Origin of the sequence: Anaerotignum sp., from assembly GCF_045122575.1 — a bacterium.
Lineage (GTDB): Bacteria > Bacillota > Clostridia > Lachnospirales > Anaerotignaceae > Anaerotignum_A.
In genome coordinates, this window is sequence record NZ_JBGVHV010000019.1 from 12,883 (window position 1) to 34,861 (window position 21,979).

A 21,979-nucleotide genomic window follows, 5' to 3' on the forward strand; every position below is an offset into this window, starting at 1 on the left:
ATGTGAATGTCTGTGGAACGAAAAAAGATCCTTCTGATAGAAGACGAGGTCAAACTGGCTCGTTTTGTGGAATTGGAATTGAGATATGAAGGCTATGACGTAACGGTCTGCCACGATGGCAGAGAAGGGATGCAGCAGATCACCGACGGTGAGTATGATATGGTACTGCTGGATCTGATGCTGCCCGGACTGACGGGCATTGAAATCTGCCGCCGTGTGCGTAAATTTTCCCAGATCCCCATCATCATGCTGACGGCGAAGGATGAAGTGATGGATAAAGTGGCAGGTCTGGACAGCGGCGCTGATGACTACCTGACTAAGCCTTTTGCCATCGAAGAACTGCTGGCTCGTATGCGTGTGGCCTTTAAGCACAGCACGGGAACGGCTGTAAAAAAATCTCTGCTGCAGGTACAGGATCTGGAGATCGATACGGAAAAACGTATGGTAACGGTGGGCGGAACGGTCGTTGATCTGACCAAGAAGGAATATGAATTGCTGACTTATCTGGTGCAGAATAAAAATATCGTTCTGACCAGAGAGCAGATTTTAAATGAAGTATGGGGGTATAGTTATATTGGGGAGACCAATGTGGTGGATGTATATATCCGCTATCTGCGCGCCAAAATAGACGAAGCCTTCGACAGAAAGTATATCCTGACCATTCGAGGAGTGGGTTATTATGTCAAAGAGGGATAAGCTGATCAGTGGTTTTCACCACATGGCCATTGCCAAGCGGATCACGCTTTTGTATGGCGGTATTTTTACGCTGTCTCTGCTGTTTCTCAGCGGTTTTATGATTTTGAATATTTCCAGCATGCAGCAGAGCACCATGCGTAAGGAACTGCAGGATTCCATGAAAGCGGTGCAGGAATATCTGGATGAGGGGAAACCTCTGTCCGATGAAGCGCTGTTTGAACTGCTGGAGGATAGTTATGTAGAAGTCAGCGTATTCAGTTACGCAGAAAATGAGATGTATAATAGTATTCCGGGAAACATCCCTCCTTTTATCCTGCATCCGGAGGCTGCCATGCAGCGGCTGCCGGAACGAAACGGAGAAAATCCGGAACCGCCTTATCTGAAGGAAAAGGAACTGAGAGAGACCGGCTTTGAGATCAGCGTGCAGCGAGAAAATAAGAGCGGCAATCTGGAATATATTTTGGAAAATGAGACGGATCAGCAGTTTATGCTCCATTCTGCCCATTATAAAACAGAAAACGGACTGTATCAGATCCAGCTGTTCCGCATGATGGCTGATGGCGGCTATATGATCTGGAACTTTATGTCCAAACTGCTGATTGCGGATGTGATCGGTATTCTGGGGGCATTTCTGATCGGGAAATATATCAGCCGCAGGATGCTGAAGCCGGTGGCGGCCATTCGTGAGGCGGCGGAACGCATCTCCATCGAAGACCTGAGCCAGCGCATTTCTACGGAAGGCCCCGATGACGAAATGAAGGAACTGACGGTGACTTTCAATTCCATGATCGACCGTCTGGAAAATTCTTTTCAGAAGCAGAATCAGTTTATTTCTGATGCCTCCCATGAACTGCGTACGCCCATTTCCGTGATTCAGGGCTATGCCAATCTGATCAACCGCTGGGGAAAAAGTGACCCTGCCGTCCTGCAGGAATCTATTGATTCCATCCTGACAGAAACGGAACACATGAGTGCCCTGATCCGTCAGCTGCTCTTTCTGGCAAAGAGCGATCAGCACCGTCTGAGCGTACAGAAGGCGCAGATGTCCTTGAATGAAGTGGCTGCCGAACTGGCACGGGAAATGGAAGTACTGGATGTGAATGTGAAGCCTGTGCTGATAGAAGAAGCGCAGGTGGAAATTTTTGCGGATTATGCGCTGATCAAACAGCTGCTCTGGATCTACGCAGAAAATGCTCTGAAATATGCAAAAGACGATGGAGCAGTGGAGATCAGAGTCTGGAAAGACAGAAAATATGGGTATGTATCCATTCGGGATAACGGTGTGGGGATCGCAGCACAGGATATTCCAAAGATTTTTGACCGTTTCTATCGGGTGGACAAGTCCAGAAATAAAGAAATTTCCGGTACGGGCCTTGGCCTTGCCATTGCCAGATGGATCATGGACAGCCATGACGGCGAGATCCTGGTGGAAAGCAAGGTGGGCGAGGGGACGGTCTTTACCAATAAATTCCGTCTGTTTGCCGCCGAAGGAAAAAATGAAGCAAAATCAAAACAGAAAAAGGAAGAATGACCCTTGTTTTCACAGGGTCTTTTTCTTTGCTCAAATTCTTAAGGGAATCTTAATTTTCCCTAGTTGTATTGTATGAAAGCGATAAATGCGATATAATATCTGCAAGAGATGGGAATATATCTTCTCGAGATAGAAAGTCAGTCGGAATATCAGAGACAAAGGGGGAATACCTTATGAAGAAGAAACTGGCAGCCTTTCTGTGTGGCGTGATGTGTTTGACGGCATTTACCGGCTGTTCCCGCACAGAACTGGAATATCTGAAAATGGGCAGCAATCTGATGGACACGATGTCCTCCTGCGTGGTAGAAGGTACGATGGAGGCAGATATCGATTTTGATGGCTTGAATGTCATGTTGGATGATGTTGCAAAAGCAACAGGTGTCGGGGAGGGCGCTCTCGATACAGAACTGAACGGCAGAAAATCCCTCACAGTGGATTATGATATGAACATGAATCTGGATGCACTGGAATACGATATGGCCTTTGATGTGACTTATAACGGCAGAACCTATGATCTGGGGAAACTCTACTACAGCCTGAATCGAGGTGTGTTTGTATCCAGCGATACCCTCTGGGGTGTATATCAGATGTATGGTGATCTGGTGGGCGGCAATTCTGACCAGTATATCCTGAGCGAAGCCTTTGCCAAGGATTTCAGAGAAGCTCTGTCTGAAGAAAGATATATCGAACTGGTATCTGTGGAACAGCTGACCGGTGTAGATCTGGGCGATGCGGTGCCGAAACAGGATATGACAGAACTGTATCAGGCTGTATATACTTTCTATGCAGATGTACTGGATGGTTTTGAAAGCGGCATGGTAAAAGAAGTTAAAGGTGGATATCAGATCAAGGCCAGTGGCCGTGAAGTGATGCAGCTGCTGGCAGACCTGCTGTACTTTGTAGCAGATCATCCCGATCAGGTCATTGATGCCACAGAAGCATACATGGCAGTGGTAATGGAAAATACAGCTGCAGGCACACCGGAAGAAACGGCAGCGGCAAAAGAAGCTGTGGCAGGCATGTTTGCAGAAGCAAGAGCATCCCGTGATGATTTTATTGCGGCGGCGAGACAGATGGCTGTGCTGGCAGAAAGCCTGATGCAGTATCCCGGCGTGGATATCCTTCTGGATGGCTTTGATTACGTGGGCACTGTGAAAAAAGTTGGCGGCGGCTTTGACTCTGTTGCAGCTTATACAGTGAAACACGATGGTAAGACAGTAGGCAAACTGGTAACTGATTCCGTGATGAAAAAAGCCGATGTACAGATCTTCTTCCCTGCAGCAAGCATGACAGTAGAAGAACTGGAAGCGAAACTGGCAAAACTGGAAGATCAATATAACCCTGTAACAGGCGTTTCTGTTACATGGGGCGCGTATGACGGCAGCAGCGACTTTGCGGACATCATCACGCAGAGAAGTACCGGTGAAGCAGCTTATTTCGGCAGCAATTATAATTGGTCCGATATGATGGTGGAAAATGGCAGAGCATACCTGCCTCTGCGCATGATCGCGGAAATTCTGGGTGAAGAAGTCGTATGGGAAAACAGCACAAAAACACCTTATGTAATGCAGGATGGCCAGCGGATCGACATGAAGGGAAAACTGAAGGACGGCAGAGCCTTCGTGGGCATCAGAGATTTTGAAAAACTGGGCTACACCGTAACATATACCGCCCATAAGGATCCGTTTGATTCTATCTTTGACTATAAAGAAGTTTTGATTGAAAAATAAATAAAAAATAAAAAAATAAAAAGAGGACGGTTCCTGTGGGAACCGTCCTTTCTTATTTTGTTTTCTTTTTTAATTCTGTCCAGAAGGAATAGGGGATGGCAAGGTTGCTTTTGCCGCTGCCCAGATGGATATTCGGTTTGTTTTTTCCGTGGAAATCACTGCCGCCGGAGGGGAGCAGATGCAATTTTTCCGCCAGCGCGGTGATGGCCTTGGTTTCTGCGGGGGAATAGGTGGAATACTGACATTCGATCCCATCCAGTCCATAGGGGATGAGTTCTGTGCAGAGTTCTTCCAGCTGCTCCATATTTAATCCGTATAAGGTTGGATGGGCCAGAACAGCAGCGCCGCCGGCCTCCTTGATGGTCTGGATACAGAGGGCTGGTGTCAGAAATTCCCGTTCCACATAGCCGGGCAGCCCTGTGGAGATATAACGGCTGAAGGCATCTTCTTTCTTCGCGATATAGCCTTTCTGCAGCAGCACATTGGCAAAATGGGCACGGGTGATGATCTCGCCGCCGGCATTGGCTGCCACTTCGTCTAAAGTGAGATGCAGGCCGATGGAAGAAAGTTTTTCGCACATTTTTCGATTGCGGGTGTCTCTGCTTTCCTTGATCTCTTTCATGCGTGCCGAAAGAACGGGATGATTGGGATCAAAGCCCAAGCCTACGATGTGGATCTCGGGGCGGTGATGTTTTTCCCAGAGGGCGGCAAATTCGATGCCGGCAATGGTTTCGATGCCCAAGGAGGTTCCGGCTTTCTGGAATTCCTCCAGTCCGTCTATGGTATCATGGTCTGTCAGCGCGATGGCGGAAAGACCGATGGTTTTCGCCAGTTTTGCCGCTTCCGCAGGGGTATACGTACCGTCGGAGGCGGTGGAATGGACGTGTAAGTCAATGATAGGTGGATATTGCATGGATGTCACTCCTTTCTGCTTCAGTATAGCATATTTTTCTCCGTCCGCCCATAGAATAAAACCAAAAGGGGTGGGGTGGTTTTGTGAAAGCGGAAATGAAAAAGAAGCAGAAAAAGAAAACGGAAAAGAAAACAGCCGATGGCAATGTGGCACTCTGTCTGGTGCGGGGCATGGCGGTGGCCTTTGCCATTACCTGTATCATTTTCATCGGGTTTGGCATCCTGCTTACATATACGGAGCTGACGGAGGAAAGTCTGCCGCTGGTGGCTCTGGTCTGCACAGCCCTTTCCGCGGCAGCGGCGGGCTATGACTGGGCGGCCTGCATGCAGAAAAAAGGCATCTTCTGGGGGCTGGCAGCAGGGGCGGTCTATACGGTGCTGCTATACCTCATCACAAGCCTTGCATCCGACCGCTTTGCGCTGGAATTATCCGGTGTTATGACCCTGATCGTGGCGTTGGCCGGCGGCGCTGTGGGCGGCATCCTTGGTGTAAACAGAAAATAAACTTGCAAATCCTGTGTTTTGTGCTAAAATATGTTCCATAGCGAATGAAATAAAGGGGAATGGATCCTTTCGGGCAAACGGAAAGATTCATCCCTTTTTTGCGTATAAAACGAGGAAAGGCAGGAAAACAGTATGAAATTTCAAGGAAGATTTCGGCTTTTGATCATGTTGCTGGCGGCCATCGGGTTAAGTGTGCTTTCTTATCACGGCATCGGAAAGGAAGATACCTTCAGTGCGGCAAAGATCGAACGTGGGCTTGACCTGAGCGGCGGCGTAGATATTGTCTATGAAGCGGATCAGGAATTTGTATCAGAATCGGAAATGGATGCAGCCATTTCTCTGCTGCAGGGCAGAATGGACTGGAACGGCTGGACGGAGGCGGAGGTTGCCAAGGAAGGCAGCAAACGGATCCGCGTGCAGATCCCCGGTGTGGAAAATGCAGAGGAGGCCATTGAGAAGATCGGTCAGACAGGGCAGCTTTCCTTTGTGGACAGCACAGGTAAGGTGCTTCTGACGGGGGATATGGTGGCAACGGCGGAAAAACAGGTGGGTTCTGCTGACGAAAACAGCCCTTCCATGCCTTATGTTGCACTGGAATTTAATGAAGAAGGAACGAAACTGTTTGCGGAAGCAACAGAAGCCAATATGGGCAAAGTCATCCACATCGTTATGGATGAAGAGATCATCAGCTCCCCTGTGGTGCAGACCGTCATTACAGACGGACAGGCGATGATCACAGGCCAGTTTAGCGGGGAAGATGCGGAAGATCTGGCTTCCCTCATCCGTGCAGGCTCTCTGCCCTTCGATCTGAATGTGCTGCAGATGAAAAATGTCGGTGCCAGACTGGGGGCAGATGCTCTTTCCGGCGGCATCAGAGCCGGCCTGATCGGTGTTGCGCTGGTGCTGATCTTTATGGTGATCAAATATAAACTGCTGGGTTTTGCGGCGGACTGGGCGCTGATCATTTATATCGGTCTGGATCTGGTTCTGCTGAGCCTGTTCCATGTGACCCTGACTCTGCCGGGGATCGCAGGGCTGGTGCTTTCGGCAGGTATGGCGGTAGATGCCAATATTGTTATTTTTGAACGTATCAAAGAGGAACTGGTCAGCGGCAATACCCTTCGTGTTTCCATTAAAAACGGTTTCAAACGGGCAACTCCTGCGATCTGGGATGGCAATGTGACCACGCTGATCGCGGCAGTAGTGCTGTTCTTTTTGGGCAGCGGTACCGTCAAAGGCTTTGCGACAACGTTAATGATCGGTATTTTCCTGTCCATGTTTACGGCGTTGTTTGTGACACGCGTTCTGGTAAACGGTCTGATGCAGGCCGGTGTCCATAACCCGAAATATTATGGATTAAGATTGAAGTAAGGAGGCGGAGAAATGAAAATCATCGAAAACAGAAAAAAATATTTTCTCCTTTCTCTGGTCATCATTCTGATTGGTTTTGGGGCAATGGCAGTCAATCAGAGGGCTGGCAAAGGTGCCCTCAACTGGGACGTAGAATTTACAGGCGGTACATCTATGGAGATCGATATGGGTGAAGCCTATGAGGCAGAAGAACTGGCAGCCATCCTGACGGAAGTGACAGGACAGACAGCTCCTCAGATCCAGCAGATCATGGGGACAAATGCGGCAGAAGTCAAGCTACAGTCTATTGACGGCCCCACCAGAGTGGAACTGATGAATGTTATCTGGGAAAAATATCCTTCTGCGGAACTGAAGGAAGCAAATGATATCAGCGGTACGGTCAGCGGTGAAATGCAGCAGGCTGCCATCAAGGCGACCGTGATCGCGGGGGCGGCCATGCTGTTATATATTTCCATCCGTTTCAGAGACCTGCGGGCGGGCGGCAGTGCCATCATTGCATTGCTGCATGATGTGTTGGTGGTTCTGGCAGCCTATGCGATTTTCCGTATCCCGGTCAACAATACGTTTATTGCCGTTCTTCTGACGATCCTGGGGTATTCTATCAACTCTACCATCGTGATTTTTGACCGTGTGAGAGAGAATAAACCATACTATACTACGGAACAGACGGCAGAAAAGATCGATAAAAGTATCGGTCAGACTTTGAACCGTTCCATCAATACATCCCTGACGACATTGTTTACGGTAGGTGCGATCTATGTGCTGGGTGTGCCTTCCATCAAGGAATTTGCGCTGCCCATGATGGTCGGCATCATTGCAGGGGCTTACTCCTCCATCTGCATTTCCGGCTCTGTCTGGTATGTGCTGATGCCCAAGGCGGAAAAAGGAATAAAATAACTGGAATCAGATGACGCCGGGTTTTCTGGCGTCTTTTTTTATGGTATACTGAATGACAATATGGGAAAGGAGGCGCCTATGAAACGCTGGCTTTTGAAACGAACCAAAGTGAATACGGCCGAGATGGCAAAGGAACTGGGGATCCGTCAGGCGACGGCAGCCGTCCTTGCCAATCGGGAACTTTATTCTCGTAAGGATGCGAGGGATTTCCTTTTTGGCGGCGAGGAAGCCTTTGGTGATCCCGCAGCCATGAAAGATATGCTGAAGGGCGTTTCCCTGATTGCGCAGGCCATCCAGAATGGCAAAAAAATTGCTGTATACGGGGATTATGACGTGGATGGGGTCATGAGTACCTCCATCCTTTATCAGACCATTCTGCGCTGCGGCGGTAGGGCTGTGTTTTATGTGCCTCATCGCCAGAAGGAGGGCTACGGGCTGAATCTGAAGGCGGTAGAAGACCTTTCTGCGGATGGGGTGGATGTACTGTTTACCTGTGATAACGGCATTGCAGCCCTGCAGGAGATCGCCCTGGCCAAGGAAAAAGGCATGACTGTGGTTGTGCTCGACCACCATGAACCGGGCTTTACGGGCATTGGTGAGGAAAGACGGGATATCCTGCCTAAGGCGGATGCGATCATTGATCCCAAGCAGCGGGATTGCGGCTATCCCTTTCTATTTATGTGCGCCGGCGGGCTTTCCTATAAATTTGCGAGACTTTTGCTGCAGGAATTCTGCATTGATGATGCAGGATTGGAAAAACAGCTGGTTTCCTTTGCAGCCATTGCAACGGTCTGCGATATCGTAGATCTGCTGGGGGAAAACCGTGCCATTGTTCGAAAAGGACTGCCGGAGATCCGAAAAACGGAAAACATCGGCCTGCGTGTGCTGATGGAAGAAGCGGGTCTGGCGGATAAAGTCATTTCTGACTATCATATCGGTTTTATCATTGGCCCCTGTATCAACGCAACGGGGCGTCTGGAAAGCGGCAGACAGGCAGTGGAACTGTTCTGCAGCAAAAATGAAGCAGAAGCAAGAGAAAAAGCGAAGAATCTGGTGCAGCTCAATGAGGAACGCAAACATCTGACGGAAGAAGCAGCTATCCGTGCCGACCTTGCCCTGCAGGAAGGGGATGCTCGGAAAGAACGCGTGCTGGTGCTTTATGATCCGACGATCCATGAAAGCATTGCGGGGATTGTGGCGGGCCGCATCAAAGATAAATATTATCATCCGACGATCCTCATCACGGGCAGCGAAGAAGGAGCAAAGGGCTCCGGCAGAAGCATTGAAGGCTATCATCTGTTTGAAGCTCTGTTCGAGAACAGAGATCTGTTTACCCGTTTCGGCGGCCATGCCATGGCGGCAGGCCTTTCTTTGCCGGTAGAGAATATTGATATTCTGAGAAAAAGACTGAATGAGCAATGCAGACTGACAGAGGAAGAGATGATCCCTGTGCTGCGTATTGAAAAAGCCCTTTCCTTTGCGGAGATTGATCTGGGGCTGGCGAAGGAGTTGAAGGCGCTGGCGCCCTTTGGGAAGGGGAATCCTGCCCCTTTGTTTGGTTCCAAAGGCATCCGTGTGGACAGGCTGGATATCATCGGCAAGGAAAAGAATATCCTGCGGATGACCCTTTCCGAGCCAAGCAGCGGCACACGGCTTTCTGCCATTTCCTTCGATGGGTATGATCTGCTCTGTCAGCTGTTAAAAGAATTGTATCCGACGGAAGATTGTGATAAAATGATTTTATGCGGTCAGCTGCCGGGTCTGCTGGATATCGTTTACAGCGTGGATATCAATACATATAACGGCAGAAGCAGTGTGCAGCTGATGCTGAAGGATTTCCGTTTTGCAAAATAAGGAGGACAATATGGACTTAAAAGATAAAATCAGAAATATTCAGGATTTTCCTCAGGAAGGCGTTCTGTTTCGTGATATTACAACCCTTCTGAAGGATGCGGAAGGCATGAAGGAAGCCATCGACCAGATGACAGCAAAGCTGGAAGGCGTTGATTTTGATCTGGTTCTGGGCCCTGAATCCAGAGGCTTTATTTTTGGGATGCCTGTGGCGTATAATATGAGCAAAGGCTTTGTTCCCGTGCGTAAAGCAGGCAAACTGCCCGCAGAGGTGGTAAGCAAGGAATATGCACTGGAATACGGCACAGCGACCATTGAGATCCATAAAGATGCGATCCAGCCCGGCCAGAAGGTAGTCATTGTAGATGACCTGATGGCAACCGGCGGCACAGCAAAGGCCATTGTGGAAATGGTGGAAGAAATGGGCGCAGAAGTGGCAGCCATGATCTTCCTGATTGAACTGGACTTCCTGGACGGCAGAAAAGTTCTGCCCGATTATAAGATCGAATCGATTATTCACTATTAAGCGATAAACGGAGAAAGCCGTTTCTATAAAAATTAAGCAGAGAATCTGTTTACAGGGTTCTCTGCTTGAATTTTTTAGAAACGATTTACGGAGTAAACTACATAGTCCATAGGACTGTGAACCTGTAAGGGGTTAGGAGTAGGACGAAGTCCTACGAAAAGAGCTTTCGGAGAGGAGTTATTTATGTACGGACAGTTTTTTCTGCTGTTTGCGCTGATCATTGTGGGCTATTACTGCAATAAAAAGGGCTGGCTGAACAGAGAAACCAACAAAAATATGAGCAGCATGGTCATGCATGTGACGATCCCTGCCATGCTGGTTACTACCATCTCATCCATTCAGGTGGATGATCGAATTTTGAAGGGTTTTTTGCTGATGGCAGCGGCTCAGATCGCGGCAATGGTATTTTTCGGCTATCTGATGCGACTGTATGCCCGTTTCCGCAAGGTGGATGCCCGTCTGCATCCCATGCTGGATATTACAGTGGCATCTTTGAACACAGGCTTTATCGGCTTGCCGGTTACGCAGATCTTTTTCGGCAGCGAAGGGGTTCTGTATATGTCGGCAGGGGTATTGTCCCTGAATCTGTATCTATGGAGTTATGGCGTTTGTGTCATCGAAAATAAAAAGATCGGCGGCCTGCAGGGCTTAGGTAAAACGGCTCGTAAAATTCTTTTGAATCCAAATTGTATTGCCATTGCCGTGGGGATGGCTCTGGCAGTAACAGATACGACCCGTCTGCTACCGGAGGCGGCTATCGGGTTTCTGAAAAAACTGGGAGATCTGGCAACGCCTTTGTCTCTGATCTATATCGGCGCACTGGCGGGAGACAGCGGTATCACATCTCTGTTCAAGGAAAAACAGGCATTGGAGTTCAGTGTGATCAAGATGATCTTGATGCCTCTTCTGGCGATTTTCATCATGCATTTTGTTTCTGCGGGAACCATGGCAAAATCTATTTTCCTGCTTTCCGTGGCATTGCCTTCGGCCATTGTGGTGCCTATGATGGTGGAACAGTACGGGTATGGGGAAAAATTATCTTCCGACATCGTCCTCTGGACTACGTTTATTTCCATGCTGACCATGCCTCTTTGCGTGTGGATCGCAGGGATCCTGTACTGAGAAACTGCGTAAAACATTGATTTTTCGCGAAAAAGTCCTTGCAATACACCTGGATGCGTGGTATAATCTTTCATGTTGATTACGGACGGTCCAATACAGCACCAAGGGGGTGCAGCAAGAACGTCTATGGTGTATAAGGAGGATATAACAATGGATATCATCAGAGAACTGGAAAATGAACAGCTGAAAAGTGAAGTAACACCTTTTAACGTAGGCGATACAGTAAGAGTATACGCTAAAGTAGTAGAAGGTAACAGAGAAAGACTGCAGATGTTTGAAGGCGTTGTTCTGAAAAGACAGGGCGGCGGTCTGAGAGAAACATTCACAGTAAGAAGAATCGCTTCCGGCGTTGGTGTTGAAAGAACATGGCCTGTTCACTCTCCCAGAATCGACAGAATCGAAGTTGTTAGACGCGGTCTGGTAAGACGTGCGAAACTGAACTATCTGAGAGACAGAGTTGGTAAAGCAGCTAAAGTTAAAGAAGTTCTGAAATAATCAGTACTGAAACGAGAAAAGCAGTCTCGATGAACAAGTTTCATCGAGGCTTTTTTCGTGAGGGGCGAACGGGATTCGCCCTTGACGAAAGAAGTTTGCTTGAAACAAGGAGGTTTGTAGTATGGAAATGGAAAGAGAAGAACAGAAACAGGAAGTTCTGGAAGGAGCAGCAGAAAAAGAACAGACAGCCGGCAGAAAGAAGAAAGAAAAGAAATCCATGCCGATCGCGCTGCAGCTGGTGCTGCTGGTGGTGATGATCGTTGTCCTGCGTAATGTGATGGGCACGGTTCTGGTCAAAGGTTCTTCCATGGAGCCAAACTTCAACCATGGCGATCTGGTATTCATCAATAAACTGAGCACTTCTGTGGGTTCTCCCGATTACGGTGATGTGGTGATCTGCAAACTGGACGAAGGAACAGGCTATGAAAATATCATCAAACGTGTCATCGGTCTGCCCGGTGACGAGATCGATATCGTGGAAAATGAAGATGATGAAGATGTATATGATCTGTATGTCAATGGGGAATATATTGAGGAAGATTTCCTTGGCGAACCCATGATGACAGACGGCAATATCGAATATCCCTTTGAAGTGCCCGAAAACAGCTATTTTGTTATGGGCGACAACAGAAATGAAAGCCTGGACAGCCGCAGAGAATCTGTAGGTGCCATCCATAAGGATGACTTGATGGGCAAAGTTGTCCTGCGTCTGTATCCCTTCAGTGATTTTGGTCTGATCGATTAATATAGAAAGAGGTAAACTATGAACAATATTCAGTGGTATCCCGGGCATATGACAAAAACCCGCAGAATGATGGAAGAAAATATCTCTCTGGTAGATATCGTCATTGAGCTGGTTGACGCCCGCATCCCTTACAGCAGCAAAAACCCCGATCTGGATACGATCGCAAAAAACAAGCATCGTATCGTTCTTCTGAATAAATGCGACCTGGCAGACGATAAGGCAACAGCCATCTGGCAGGAATATTTTGAAAATCAGGGCTTCCGCGTCATCCGCATCAATGCTCTGAAGGGCAGCGGCTTTGGCGAAGTGACAGAAGTGGCCAGAGAACTGATGAAAGAAAAAATTGAAAAACTGAAAGCAAGAGGGCGTATCAATGTGCCCATCCGCAGCATGATCGTTGGCATCCCCAACGTAGGCAAATCTACATTTATCAACAAATATGTTGGTAAGGTAACAGCAAAAACAGGGGATAAGCCCGGCGTTACAAGGGGCAAACAGTGGATCAAACTGAAAAAGGACTTTGAACTTCTGGATACACCCGGTATCCTGTGGCCCAAATTTGAAGACCAGCAGGTTGGCCTGAAACTGGCATTCACAGGGGCCATCAATGATGATATCCTCGACCCTGAAAATATGGCACTGGCATTCATCAACCACATGGTGGCGAGAGATCCTGAGTGTATCAAAAAACGCTATCAGATCGAATTTGACTCCATCGACGAGCCCCATGAAATTCTGGCGAAGATCGCCATCGCCCGTGGCTTCAAGAAAAAAGGCGATGAGCCCGATCTGGAAAGAACAGGAAAGATCATGATGGATGAATTCCGCGGCGGCAAGCTGGGTAAGATCACTTTGGAACTGCCCGAAGATATTGATGTGATGCTGGAAAAGAAAGCAGCCAGAGATGCAGAAAAGGCAATGTTGGATAAGGAAAGAAAAAGAGCATACAATAAAAAGAAAAATAACAAATAATGTAAGATCAGCCGAGGATTTCCTCGGCTTTTTTCTTTGCGGCGGAACAAAATAAAGGCAGGCGCAGTCTAAATAGTAAAGAAAAATTTCGGAAAGAGGTGTTTGTATGAAAAAAAGCCTGTTGGTTTGTGGATTGTTTTGCCTGCTTTGTCTTGCGGGCTGTGGAAAAAGGGAGCTGCTCAATGAAAAACTGGATGCATCCCAGATTGATAAAGTAGTCGTGACCATGGCCATGGGAAATCCGAAATATGGTACCGATCAAAAGGTTATCACCGACCCGAAAGAGGTGCAGGATTTTGTGTTTCTGTTCAATAATGCCGTGGTAGAGGAAAAAGTCGATCGGGAAGATGAGTGGGTGGCAGAGTCTGGTTCATACACTTTTTTCAGCGGAGAAGAGCAGGTGCTGAAACTGAACTGCAATGCCAATGATCCGGAACGCATCTGGATCAATGATGCTTTTTATGAAATCGATTATCCGGATGATATGGTTGATCCCTATGGATTGTACAGCTTCTCTGATGCGATGGTCATGAATGTGGATGAGAAGGGGGAATTGATAAAATGTCCTGCGGAATAAAGAAACAGCGATACCTGATGTTTTGTCAGATATCGCTGTTTTTTATTTTTCGATTGGTGTTGTTTTCAGGATTTCAACGATATTTCGGATGACCTGTGCGGTGAAGCCCCAGATGGTATGCCCATCGTATTCATAGAACAGCTGGGTGGTTTTGCCTTTGCTGAAGGGATAGTTTTTTCCGCCTTCGATGCGATCGTAGGGGAAATCCTCAGACTGTACTACTTTCCAGACGGTGTCGTACTTGTCCGGTTCGGTTTCCATAAAGAATTTTAGAGGAACGGTAAAGATTTCTTCTACTTCCTCGGGATTGGGTTTTGCTTCTTTATAAATTTCATAGGGCACGAAGCCTACGAAAGGCTGGATCATGCCGCGGTAAATGGTCAGCATGAAATCGCTTTTTCCGATGATCTGGATCTTTTCTCTGGGAATGCCGATCTCTTCTTCCGTTTCGCGGAGGGCGGTTTCCTGCAGAGATTCCCCCTTTTCCTGATGACCGCCGGGGAAGCAGATATCACCGGGCTGATTTACGCCGGCAGCTCTTTTATTCAGAACGAAATGCAATTCACCGTCGATTTCTGTCAGCAGGGGCATGATGGCGAAGTAGCGCAGTTTCCAGAGCGGTTCTGCTTTATGTTCGGAAAAGATGGAAGTTACTTGCTTCAGAGTTTCCATGTTGTTGTCAGTCCTTTCTTAATTTGATGCGGGTGGCGGCCATTCTGCGGCGGCCGTCTTCAATATCGGCATAGTGCTTGCGGGTGGTGTTGACATCCGCGTGTCCCAGCACATCTGCCACCAGATAAATATCCCCCGTTTCCTGATAGAGGTTTGTACCAAAGGTACTTCTCAGTTTATGGGGGGTGATTTTTTTCAGTGTTACGCCGTTAGCATATTTTTTGACCATATTCTGTACCGTGCGGACGCCGATGCGCTTGCCCTGACCGGAAAGGAAGAGGGCAGGTTCGTTTTCCTCTTTGGTCACGGTGTTTTCCCGCTCTGCCAGATAGTCCTCCAAGGCCTCCCGTACTTCATCGCCATAATAAAGGAAGACTTCGTTGCCGCCTTTTCGAGTAACTTTCACGGCATTGTTCTTGAAGTCCAGATCTTTGATATTGATGCCCACACATTCGGAAACACGCATGCCTGTGCCCAGAAGCAGGGTCATCATAGCAAGGTCGCGTTTTTTCGTTTTTTCGTGAAAGGCTTTCTGGCGGTCTGTCAGTTTTTCGCCGGTTTCCACCGCATCCAGAAAATCCGCCGTTTCGTTCACATCCAGTCGGATGATGGCTTTTTCGTGGATTTTCGGGGTATCTACCAGAGAAGCGGGGTCGGCTTTGATGATCTTCTTTTTATAATAAAATTTGAATAGCATCCGTACTGCTGCCAGTTTGCGGGATTTCCCCTTTTCGTCATTGTGCATTTCTTTGCCGTAGGCGGGGTTCTCGTGGTCGGGGCGGATGTAGTAGGTGAGATATTCCAGAAAACAATCGATATCTTCGGAAGAAATTTCGTTCAGATGTTCTGCCGTGAAGTCCTTTGTTTCCAGGCCGCCAAGGGTGCGGTGTTCTTCATAGAGATAACGGAAGAAGATCCGCAGATCATAGGCGTATGCCAGACGGGTTTTGGTAGATGTGGTCTGAGCAATGCCGCGGAAAAAGGACTGGGTGAAAGGGGGCAGCTCCCGCTGGATCTCTCTTAACCGCAGGGTTTCTTTATTTTTCAGTTCTTCATGGTAAGTGGACATGGTGATCCTCCTTATTCTTCGGATACCCCGTCATTCCAGCCTTTCAGAGGGGAACGTTTGATGGCGCCGAATACCTTTTCCTGCAGGTTATCATAATTTTTGGAAAGTTCGGCCAGCATTTCCTTGGTTTCCTGTCTTTTGGTATTGCCATCGGCCAGACAGGGATTTTTTACGATATTGATGCCGCTTTTGTTGACAAAACTGCGGCATTCCCATTCGGGTACATACATCAGTGGACGGATGGAATATAGTTTCTTTCTGTCCAGATAGCTGACGGGGGCAAAGCAGTTCATTCTGCCTTCGTAAAAGAGGGACATGAAGAAGGTCTCTACCACGTCGTCTTTGTTGTGGCCGAGGGCGATTTTGTTGCAGCCCAGTTTTTCCGCCATATCGTTCAATGCGCCCTTACGCATTTTTGCACAGAGAGAGCAGGGATTTTTCTCTTTTCTTTCTTCGAAGATGATCTGGCCGATATCGGTATTTACCACGGTATAATTTACGCCCAGTTCATCGCACAGAGCCTGAATATCATCATATTTTGCACCGGGCAGACCCAGAGAAACGGTGATAGCTTCGATCTCAAATTTCTTGGGATAGAAGCGTTTCAGTGCATTGAGAGCCAGCAGCAGGCAGATGCTGTCCTTGCCGCCGGAAACGCCAATGGCGATCCTGTCGCCTTCTTCGATCATATGATAATCATCTACGGCACGGCGGACGTAGCTGAGCAATTTCTGTAATTTCATAGCATTCTCCTTTGTCAAAACAATACTTTTCTAATTTATATTATAGCGAAAGTGTGGGAGATTGCAAAGGCGAACAGATGCTTTTTTCGGTGATTTTGCAGGAAAAAGACACTTTTATGCAGAAATAATAAATAAAAGAATTTTGAAAAGAGGAGATACTATGAAGAAAATATTGGCAATGCTTCTGGCAGGATGCATGATGTTTTCTCTGGCGGCGTGCGGCGAAAGAGAAACAGTGCCTGCCAAAGAGGAAGTAAGTAAAGAAGAATATATTCAGGCGATCATAGATGAAATGGATGCGGCGGAAAAAGCAGGCCAGCTTATTATGGCGGATTTTCGCAATAATGCCGACGGAACAGGGATGACAGTCCTGTCTGAGGAAGCAAAAGAAGCCCTTTCCGAATATTATATTGGTGGGGTGATCCTTTTTGCAGAAAATCTGGATACAAAGGAACAGACTCAGCAGCTGACTTATGATCTGCAGGCGGCGGCACATCTGCCTTTGTTCATCGGCATCGATGAGGAAGGCGGTCTGGTTTCCCGTCTGAATAAAAGCAATATCGAACATGAGATATTCCCTCCCGCGGCAGAAATGGAAGATGTTTCCTGGGCGGGCACTTCTATCGGCTCTACCTTGGGAGAACTGGGCATCAATGTGGATTTTGCCCCTGTTGCCGATGTGAATACCAACCCCGATAACCCTGTGATCGGTACAAGGGCCTTCTCCTCCGATCCTCAGGCGGCGGCAAGTAAAGCTGCAGAATTTATTTCCGCCCTTCAGAAGATGGGTGTCAGCGCCTGTGCAAAACATTTCCCGGGACATGGGGACACTGCCATGGACAGCCATCTGGGGGAAACCTATGTGGAACATGATATGGAACGTTTGAGGAGTGTAGAATTTGTTCCTTTCGAACAGGCCATCACAGCAGGAACGGATTTTATCATGGCAGGGCATATCAAAACACCCAATGCCACAACAGACGGTCTGCCTGCGACATTGTCCGCGGAAATGCTGGGTATTCTGCGAAATGATTTAGGTTATGACGGCATTATCATTACCGATGCCATGAATATGGGCGCCATTGTGGATCAGTATGGCAGCGGCGAAAGCGCAGTGATGGCAGTACAGGCCGGTGTGGATCTGGTTCTGATGCCTGCCAACCTTGGGGAAGCGGCAGAAGCCCTGACCGATGCCATCGAAAAAGAGGAGATTCCCGCGGAAAGAGTCAATGCGGCTTTGTGGCATATTTTATCTCTGAAATATGACAAAGGACTCCTTTGATTTTATACATGTATACAACGAATTTTCTTGAAAACAGAACGGTGAAATTGTATAATTACATTTATAATCTTTTTTCGACAAAAGAAAAACAGAAACTCTAAGAATAAGAGGAGGTGATGAGTATGGTACCCGTAGAAGAACAACTGTATCTGGAACTGATCGAAAAAATCAAAACCTATCATCCGTCCAGTGACTTTTCTATGATCGAAAAAGCCTATAAACTGGCTGTAGATGCTCATAAAGAACAGAAAAGAAAATCCGGAGAACCATATATCATCCATCCTTTGAAAGTGGCATATATCCTGGCAGAATTAGAACTGGATATGGAATCCATCGTGGCAGGCATCCTGCATGACATCATCGAGGACACAGAATACAGCTATGAAGATATCGCCCAGATGTTCAGCGAAGAAATTGCGGCACTGGTAGACGGTGTGACAAAGCTGGGGAAACTGTCCTATACGACGAAGGAAGAAGCGCAGGCAGAAAACTACCGTAAGATGTTCCTTGCCATGGCAAAGGATATCCGTGTAATTTTGATCAAACTGGCAGACAGGCTGCACAATATGCGCACCCTGAACTATATGAAGCCGGAAAAACAGAAGGAAAAGGCACAGGAAACTCTGGATATCTATGCGCCTCTGGCTCATAGACTGGGTATTTCCAAAATTCGTTCCGAAATGGAAGACCTGTGTTTCAAATATCTGGATCCCGACGCATTCTTCGATCTGGCAACGAAGATCGAACGAAAAAAAGAAGAACGGGACGAATTTGTGCAGGATATCGTAAAAGAACTGCAGCAGAAAATGGACGAAGCCGGTATCAAAGGAAAGGTTTACGGCAGAACAAAGCATTTCTTCAGTATCTATAAGAAAATGGTCAACCAGAACAAGACCATGGATCAGATTTATGACCTGTTCGCTATCCGTGCGCTGGTAGATAATGTGAAGGACTGCTATGCGGTTCTGGGGATCGTGCATACCATGTATACCCCTATGCCCGGCCGTTTCAAAGACTATATTGCTATGCCCAAACCCAATATGTATCAGTCTCTGCATAACTCCCTGATCGGCCCCCACGGGCAGGTGTTTGAGGTGCAGATCAGAACATGGGAAATGCATCGTACCAGTGAATACGGTATCGCTGCCCATTGGAAATACAAAGAAGGCAAGGCCAACGAAAAAGGCAGTAAGTCTACAAGAAGAGATGAGGAAAAACTGGCATGGCTGCGTCAGATCATGGAATGGCAGCAGGACATGGCCGATAATAAGGAATATCTGGATACCCTGAAACAGGACTTCAACATCTTCTCCACACAGGTGTATGCATTCACGCCGCAGGGGGATGTCATTCAGCTGACAAAGGATTCCACACCCATCGACTTTGCATATATGATTCACTCTGCAGTCGGCAATAAAATGGTTGGCGCAAGAGTAAACAACAAGATCGTACCCATCGATCATAAGATCCAGAACGGTGACATTGTTGAGATCATCACTTCCCAGAACTCCAAAGGCCCCAACAGGGACTGGCTGAATGTGGTTAAATCCGCACAGGCAAGAACCAAGATCAAACAGTGGTTCAAGAAGGAAGAAAAGGAAGAAAATATTGTCCGCGGCCGTGAAATGGTTCTGACAGATATGAAGAAAAAAGGCTTTCAGCCGGATGATCTGCTGCGTCCCGAATGGATGGAAATCGTTGTTGTCAAATATGACTTCAAGACATGGGATGCCCTGCTGGCTGCCGTTGGTTACGGCGGGCTGAAGGAAGGTCAGGTCGTAAACCGTCTGAAAGACGAATATCTGAAAGAAAAACGCAAAACACAGACTGCAGAAGATGTGCTGAAAGATTTTGAAAAGACCATCGATGACAAGCCTGTGAAAAAACATAAAAGCAAGAGCGGTATCGTGGTGGAAGGCATTGGCGATGTGGCCGTGCGTTTCTCCAAATGCTGCAGCCCTGTTCCCGGGGATGAGATCGTTGGCTTCGTTACCCGTGGCCGTGGTGTGACCATCCATCGTACAGACTGTGTCAATGTCATCAATCTGAGCAATGAGGAACGGGGACGTCTGATCAATGCGGAATGGGATACGCAGTTTGCTAAAGGGGATACCAACACATCCTATCTGGCGGAACTGCGCGTGACTGCCAATGACCGTGTGGGTCTGATTCTGGAAATCAGCCGTCAGCTGGCGGATGATGATATTTCCGTAAAAGGCTTTAACGTAAGAACCACAAAGGATCTTCTTGCGATTTTCAATATCACCATTGAGATCAAGACAAAGGAACAGCTGGAACGTGTGGTCAAACGCCTGAAAGGTCTGAAAGACATCGTAGAGGTAGAACGTGTTTCCGGTTTAGGATAATATAGAAACATTTTTGGAGGAAGAAATGAGAGCAGTATTACAGAGAGTAACAGAAGCAAGCGTAACCATCGACGGTCAGGTTGTCGGCGAGATCGGCAAGGGCATTATGGTGCTGTTTGGCATGCTGGGTACAGATACAGACAAAACCATCGACTATATGCTGGATAAAGTGATCAACCTGCGTATTTTCGAAGACGAAAACGGAAAAATGAACCTGTCCCTGATGGATGTGGAAGGGGAACTGCTGATCGTGCCCAATTTCACCCTGTACGGGGATGCAAGAAAAGGCAGACGTCCCGGCTACAGCGGCGGCGCGGCTCCTGAAATCGCAACAGAACTGTTCGACAAGCTGTGTGCAAAAGCGCAGACCCTGGGCATCAAAAAAGTTGCGACAGGCGTATTCCAGGCAGATATGAAGGTTGCTCTGGTAAATGACGGCCCTGTAACACTGCTGCTGGACAGTGAAAAACTGTTCTGATGCGTATGAATACAGATATGATTACTTATGTCCTCAGCGGACATGAATTGCAGAATGATGTGCAGACAATGATCCAGGTTTTCCTGGCCAATCGTCACTATACCCGTACAGAGGAAGTGACAGAGGCGGAAATCACGGTAAAGAGCGAAATGAAAAAAGGCATTGCTTCGGCAATGCTTTATCGCCGTGGAGAGAAAGTTTCCGAATGGTCTATGGAATATGACGAAACAACACTCACGGAAAAAGAACAGAAACGCATCATCAAACGTACGATCTACGAACTCTTGATGAAAGAAACGGGGATTCGTCCCCAGTGGGGCCTTCTGACAGGGGTGCGCCCTGCGAAACTGGTCAGCATCATGCTGGAAGAAGGAAAATCTGACGAGGAATGTATGAAATTTCTGACAGAGGATTACCTTGTAATGGAACACAAGGCGGAACTAGCGGTGAAGGTGGCGAAAGCAGAACAGAAGATTCTGGAAGGCAATAAACCCGAGGAGATCAGCCTGTATATCGGTATTCCGTTCTGTCCTACCAGATGCCTGTACTGCTCTTTCACAGCATACCCTCTGCACCAGTATAAAAACAGGGTCGATGAATATCTGGATGCCATGTTCAAAGAGTTAGACTGGCTGGCGGCTTACAGCAAAAAATTTGTGATGAAAAATATTTATATCGGCGGCGGCACACCCACTTCCCTGAATGAAGCACAGCTGGAACGCCTGCTGCAGAAGGTGGAAGAACTGTTCCACCCTGATGAAACGATGGAATATACCGTGGAAGCAGGCCGTCCTGATACCATCACCAGAGAAAAACTGCGCCTGATGAAGGCATATCGCGTCAACCGCATTTCCATCAATCCCCAGACCATGAATGACCATACCCTGAAGGCGGTCGGCAGAATCCACAGTGTGGATGATATTTGCCGCGTATTCCGGGAAGCAAGGGAAGAAGGACATGAAAACATCAACATGGATCTGATCCTTGGTCTGCCCGGGGAAACTGCGGAGGATGTACGCCATACCATGGAAGAGGTCATGAAGCTGGATCCCGATAACGTGACGGTGCATACCCTTGCGGTAAAACGTGCATCCCGTCTGAGAGAGGAACTGGATCAGCACGACATGACCACAGCGGATACATTGGAATCCATGCTGAACATCGCAGCAGAATATGCGGAAAAAATGGGCATGGAGCCTTATTATATGTACCGTCAGAAAAATATGGTGGGGAATTTTGAAAATGTTGGATACTGCCACCCCGGCAAAGAAGGGGTCTATAACGTTCAGATCATGGAGGAAAAACAGACCATTCTGGCGGCGGGCGCAGGGGCAAGCACAAAAACCGTTGACCCCGAAACAGACCGCATCGAGCGTGTATTCAACGTAAAAAGTATTGAAGATTACATCGGTCGCATCGATGAAATGATAGAACGAAAAA

The 21,979-nt window shown here is 47.7% G+C and carries 21 protein-coding genes; 17 read left to right on the forward strand and 4 right to left on the reverse strand.

Annotated elements, in window-relative coordinates; genetic code table 11:
• The first annotated feature begins 12 nt into the window (after positions 1-12).
• The 3 genes from ACJMLT_RS00820 (at position 13) to ACJMLT_RS00830 (ending at position 3,957) form a co-directional block, all read left to right on the forward strand.
• Entirely contained in the window at positions 13-696 is a 684-nt protein-coding gene (locus ACJMLT_RS00820) for a response regulator transcription factor (protein WP_405725139.1), read from the forward strand.
• On the forward strand, positions 680-2,227 hold the full coding sequence (locus ACJMLT_RS00825) for a sensor histidine kinase (protein ID WP_405725141.1): 1,548 nt from the start codon (positions 680-682) through the stop codon (positions 2,225-2,227). Before ACJMLT_RS00820 ends, ACJMLT_RS00825 begins: the two co-directional genes overlap by 17 nt.
• Before the next feature lie 173 nt (positions 2,228-2,400).
• Entirely contained in the window at positions 2,401-3,957 is a 1,557-nt protein-coding gene (locus tag ACJMLT_RS00830) for a stalk domain-containing protein (RefSeq protein WP_405725144.1), read from the forward strand.
• Between the two features lie 52 nt (positions 3,958-4,009).
• Here ACJMLT_RS00830 and ACJMLT_RS00835 read toward each other — a convergent pair whose 3' ends face one another.
• The gene (locus ACJMLT_RS00835) at positions 4,010-4,870 is read right to left on the reverse strand and encodes a PHP domain-containing protein (protein WP_405725147.1); all 861 of its coding nucleotides are present in this window, start codon (positions 4,868-4,870) and stop codon (positions 4,010-4,012) included.
• A gap of 83 nt (positions 4,871-4,953) precedes the next feature.
• Here ACJMLT_RS00835 and ACJMLT_RS00840 point away from each other — a divergent pair, with 83 nt between their 5' ends.
• From ACJMLT_RS00840 to ACJMLT_RS00885, 10 genes are all read left to right on the forward strand, one after another.
• Positions 4,954-5,373 (forward strand): TIGR04086 family membrane protein, encoded by a 420-nt coding sequence (locus tag ACJMLT_RS00840; protein ID WP_405725150.1) that lies wholly within the window; start codon positions 4,954-4,956, stop codon positions 5,371-5,373.
• A gap of 165 nt (positions 5,374-5,538) precedes the next feature.
• The gene (gene secD, locus ACJMLT_RS00845; protein ID WP_405725195.1) at positions 5,539-6,744 is read left to right on the forward strand and encodes a protein translocase subunit SecD; all 1,206 of its coding nucleotides are present in this window, start codon (positions 5,539-5,541) and stop codon (positions 6,742-6,744) included.
• 12 nt (positions 6,745-6,756) lie between these two features.
• Positions 6,757-7,641, forward strand: a complete 885-nt coding sequence (gene secF, locus ACJMLT_RS00850) for a protein translocase subunit SecF (protein WP_405725153.1) — start codon at positions 6,757-6,759, stop codon at positions 7,639-7,641.
• Between the two features lie 78 nt (positions 7,642-7,719).
• Positions 7,720-9,495 carry a single-stranded-DNA-specific exonuclease RecJ gene (gene recJ / locus ACJMLT_RS00855; RefSeq protein WP_405725156.1) on the forward strand — a complete coding sequence of 592 codons (1,776 nt, stop codon included), beginning with the start codon at positions 7,720-7,722 and terminating at the stop codon, positions 9,493-9,495.
• Between the two features lie 10 nt (positions 9,496-9,505).
• Positions 9,506-10,018 carry an adenine phosphoribosyltransferase gene (locus ACJMLT_RS00860; protein WP_405725159.1) on the forward strand — a complete coding sequence of 171 codons (513 nt, stop codon included), beginning with the start codon at positions 9,506-9,508 and terminating at the stop codon, positions 10,016-10,018.
• Between the two features lie 183 nt (positions 10,019-10,201).
• Positions 10,202-11,140 carry an AEC family transporter gene (locus tag ACJMLT_RS00865; RefSeq protein WP_405725162.1) on the forward strand — a complete coding sequence of 313 codons (939 nt, stop codon included), beginning with the start codon at positions 10,202-10,204 and terminating at the stop codon, positions 11,138-11,140.
• A 150-nt stretch (positions 11,141-11,290) separates the two neighbouring features.
• The gene (rplS, locus tag ACJMLT_RS00870; protein ID WP_405725165.1) at positions 11,291-11,635 is read left to right on the forward strand and encodes a 50S ribosomal protein L19; all 345 of its coding nucleotides are present in this window, start codon (positions 11,291-11,293) and stop codon (positions 11,633-11,635) included.
• 121 nt (positions 11,636-11,756) lie between these two features.
• A complete protein-coding gene (gene lepB / locus ACJMLT_RS00875; RefSeq protein ID WP_405725168.1) occupies positions 11,757-12,380 on the forward strand; it encodes a signal peptidase I in 624 nt (207 codons plus the stop codon).
• Positions 12,381-12,398: 18 nt separating this feature from the next.
• On the forward strand, positions 12,399-13,352 hold the full coding sequence (gene ylqF / locus ACJMLT_RS00880) for a ribosome biogenesis GTPase YlqF (protein ID WP_405725171.1): 954 nt from the start codon (positions 12,399-12,401) through the stop codon (positions 13,350-13,352).
• Positions 13,353-13,458: 106 nt separating this feature from the next.
• Positions 13,459-13,929 carry a hypothetical protein gene (locus ACJMLT_RS00885; RefSeq protein ID WP_405725174.1) on the forward strand — a complete coding sequence of 157 codons (471 nt, stop codon included), beginning with the start codon at positions 13,459-13,461 and terminating at the stop codon, positions 13,927-13,929.
• A gap of 42 nt (positions 13,930-13,971) precedes the next feature.
• Here the strand turns inward: ACJMLT_RS00885 and ACJMLT_RS00890 are convergent, their stop codons facing one another.
• From ACJMLT_RS00890 to ACJMLT_RS00900, 3 genes are read right to left on the reverse strand one after another with little or no spacing between them, the layout of a single operon-like run.
• The gene (locus ACJMLT_RS00890) at positions 13,972-14,601 is read right to left on the reverse strand and encodes an NUDIX hydrolase (RefSeq protein ID WP_405725177.1); all 630 of its coding nucleotides are present in this window, start codon (positions 14,599-14,601) and stop codon (positions 13,972-13,974) included.
• Between the two features lie 7 nt (positions 14,602-14,608).
• The gene (locus tag ACJMLT_RS00895) at positions 14,609-15,676 is read right to left on the reverse strand and encodes a tyrosine-type recombinase/integrase (protein WP_405725198.1); all 1,068 of its coding nucleotides are present in this window, start codon (positions 15,674-15,676) and stop codon (positions 14,609-14,611) included.
• 5 nt (positions 15,677-15,681) lie between these two features.
• Complete coding sequence (locus ACJMLT_RS00900) at positions 15,682-16,413, reverse strand: tRNA 2-thiocytidine biosynthesis TtcA family protein (protein ID WP_405725180.1); 732 nt, start codon at positions 16,411-16,413, stop codon at positions 15,682-15,684.
• Between the two features lie 160 nt (positions 16,414-16,573).
• Here ACJMLT_RS00900 and ACJMLT_RS00905 point away from each other — a divergent pair, with 160 nt between their 5' ends.
• From ACJMLT_RS00905 to hemZ, 4 genes are all read left to right on the forward strand, one after another.
• On the forward strand, positions 16,574-17,695 hold the full coding sequence (locus tag ACJMLT_RS00905) for a glycoside hydrolase family 3 N-terminal domain-containing protein (RefSeq protein WP_405725183.1): 1,122 nt from the start codon (positions 16,574-16,576) through the stop codon (positions 17,693-17,695).
• A gap of 116 nt (positions 17,696-17,811) precedes the next feature.
• Positions 17,812-20,061 (forward strand): RelA/SpoT family protein, encoded by a 2,250-nt coding sequence (locus tag ACJMLT_RS00910; protein WP_405725186.1) that lies wholly within the window; start codon positions 17,812-17,814, stop codon positions 20,059-20,061.
• A 25-nt stretch (positions 20,062-20,086) separates the two neighbouring features.
• Complete coding sequence (gene dtd / locus ACJMLT_RS00915; protein WP_405725189.1) at positions 20,087-20,539, forward strand: D-aminoacyl-tRNA deacylase; 453 nt, start codon at positions 20,087-20,089, stop codon at positions 20,537-20,539.
• A gap of 17 nt (positions 20,540-20,556) precedes the next feature.
• The coding region (gene hemZ, locus ACJMLT_RS00920) for a coproporphyrinogen dehydrogenase HemZ (RefSeq protein WP_405725192.1) at positions 20,557-21,979 on the forward strand (1,423 nt) is incomplete at its 3' end.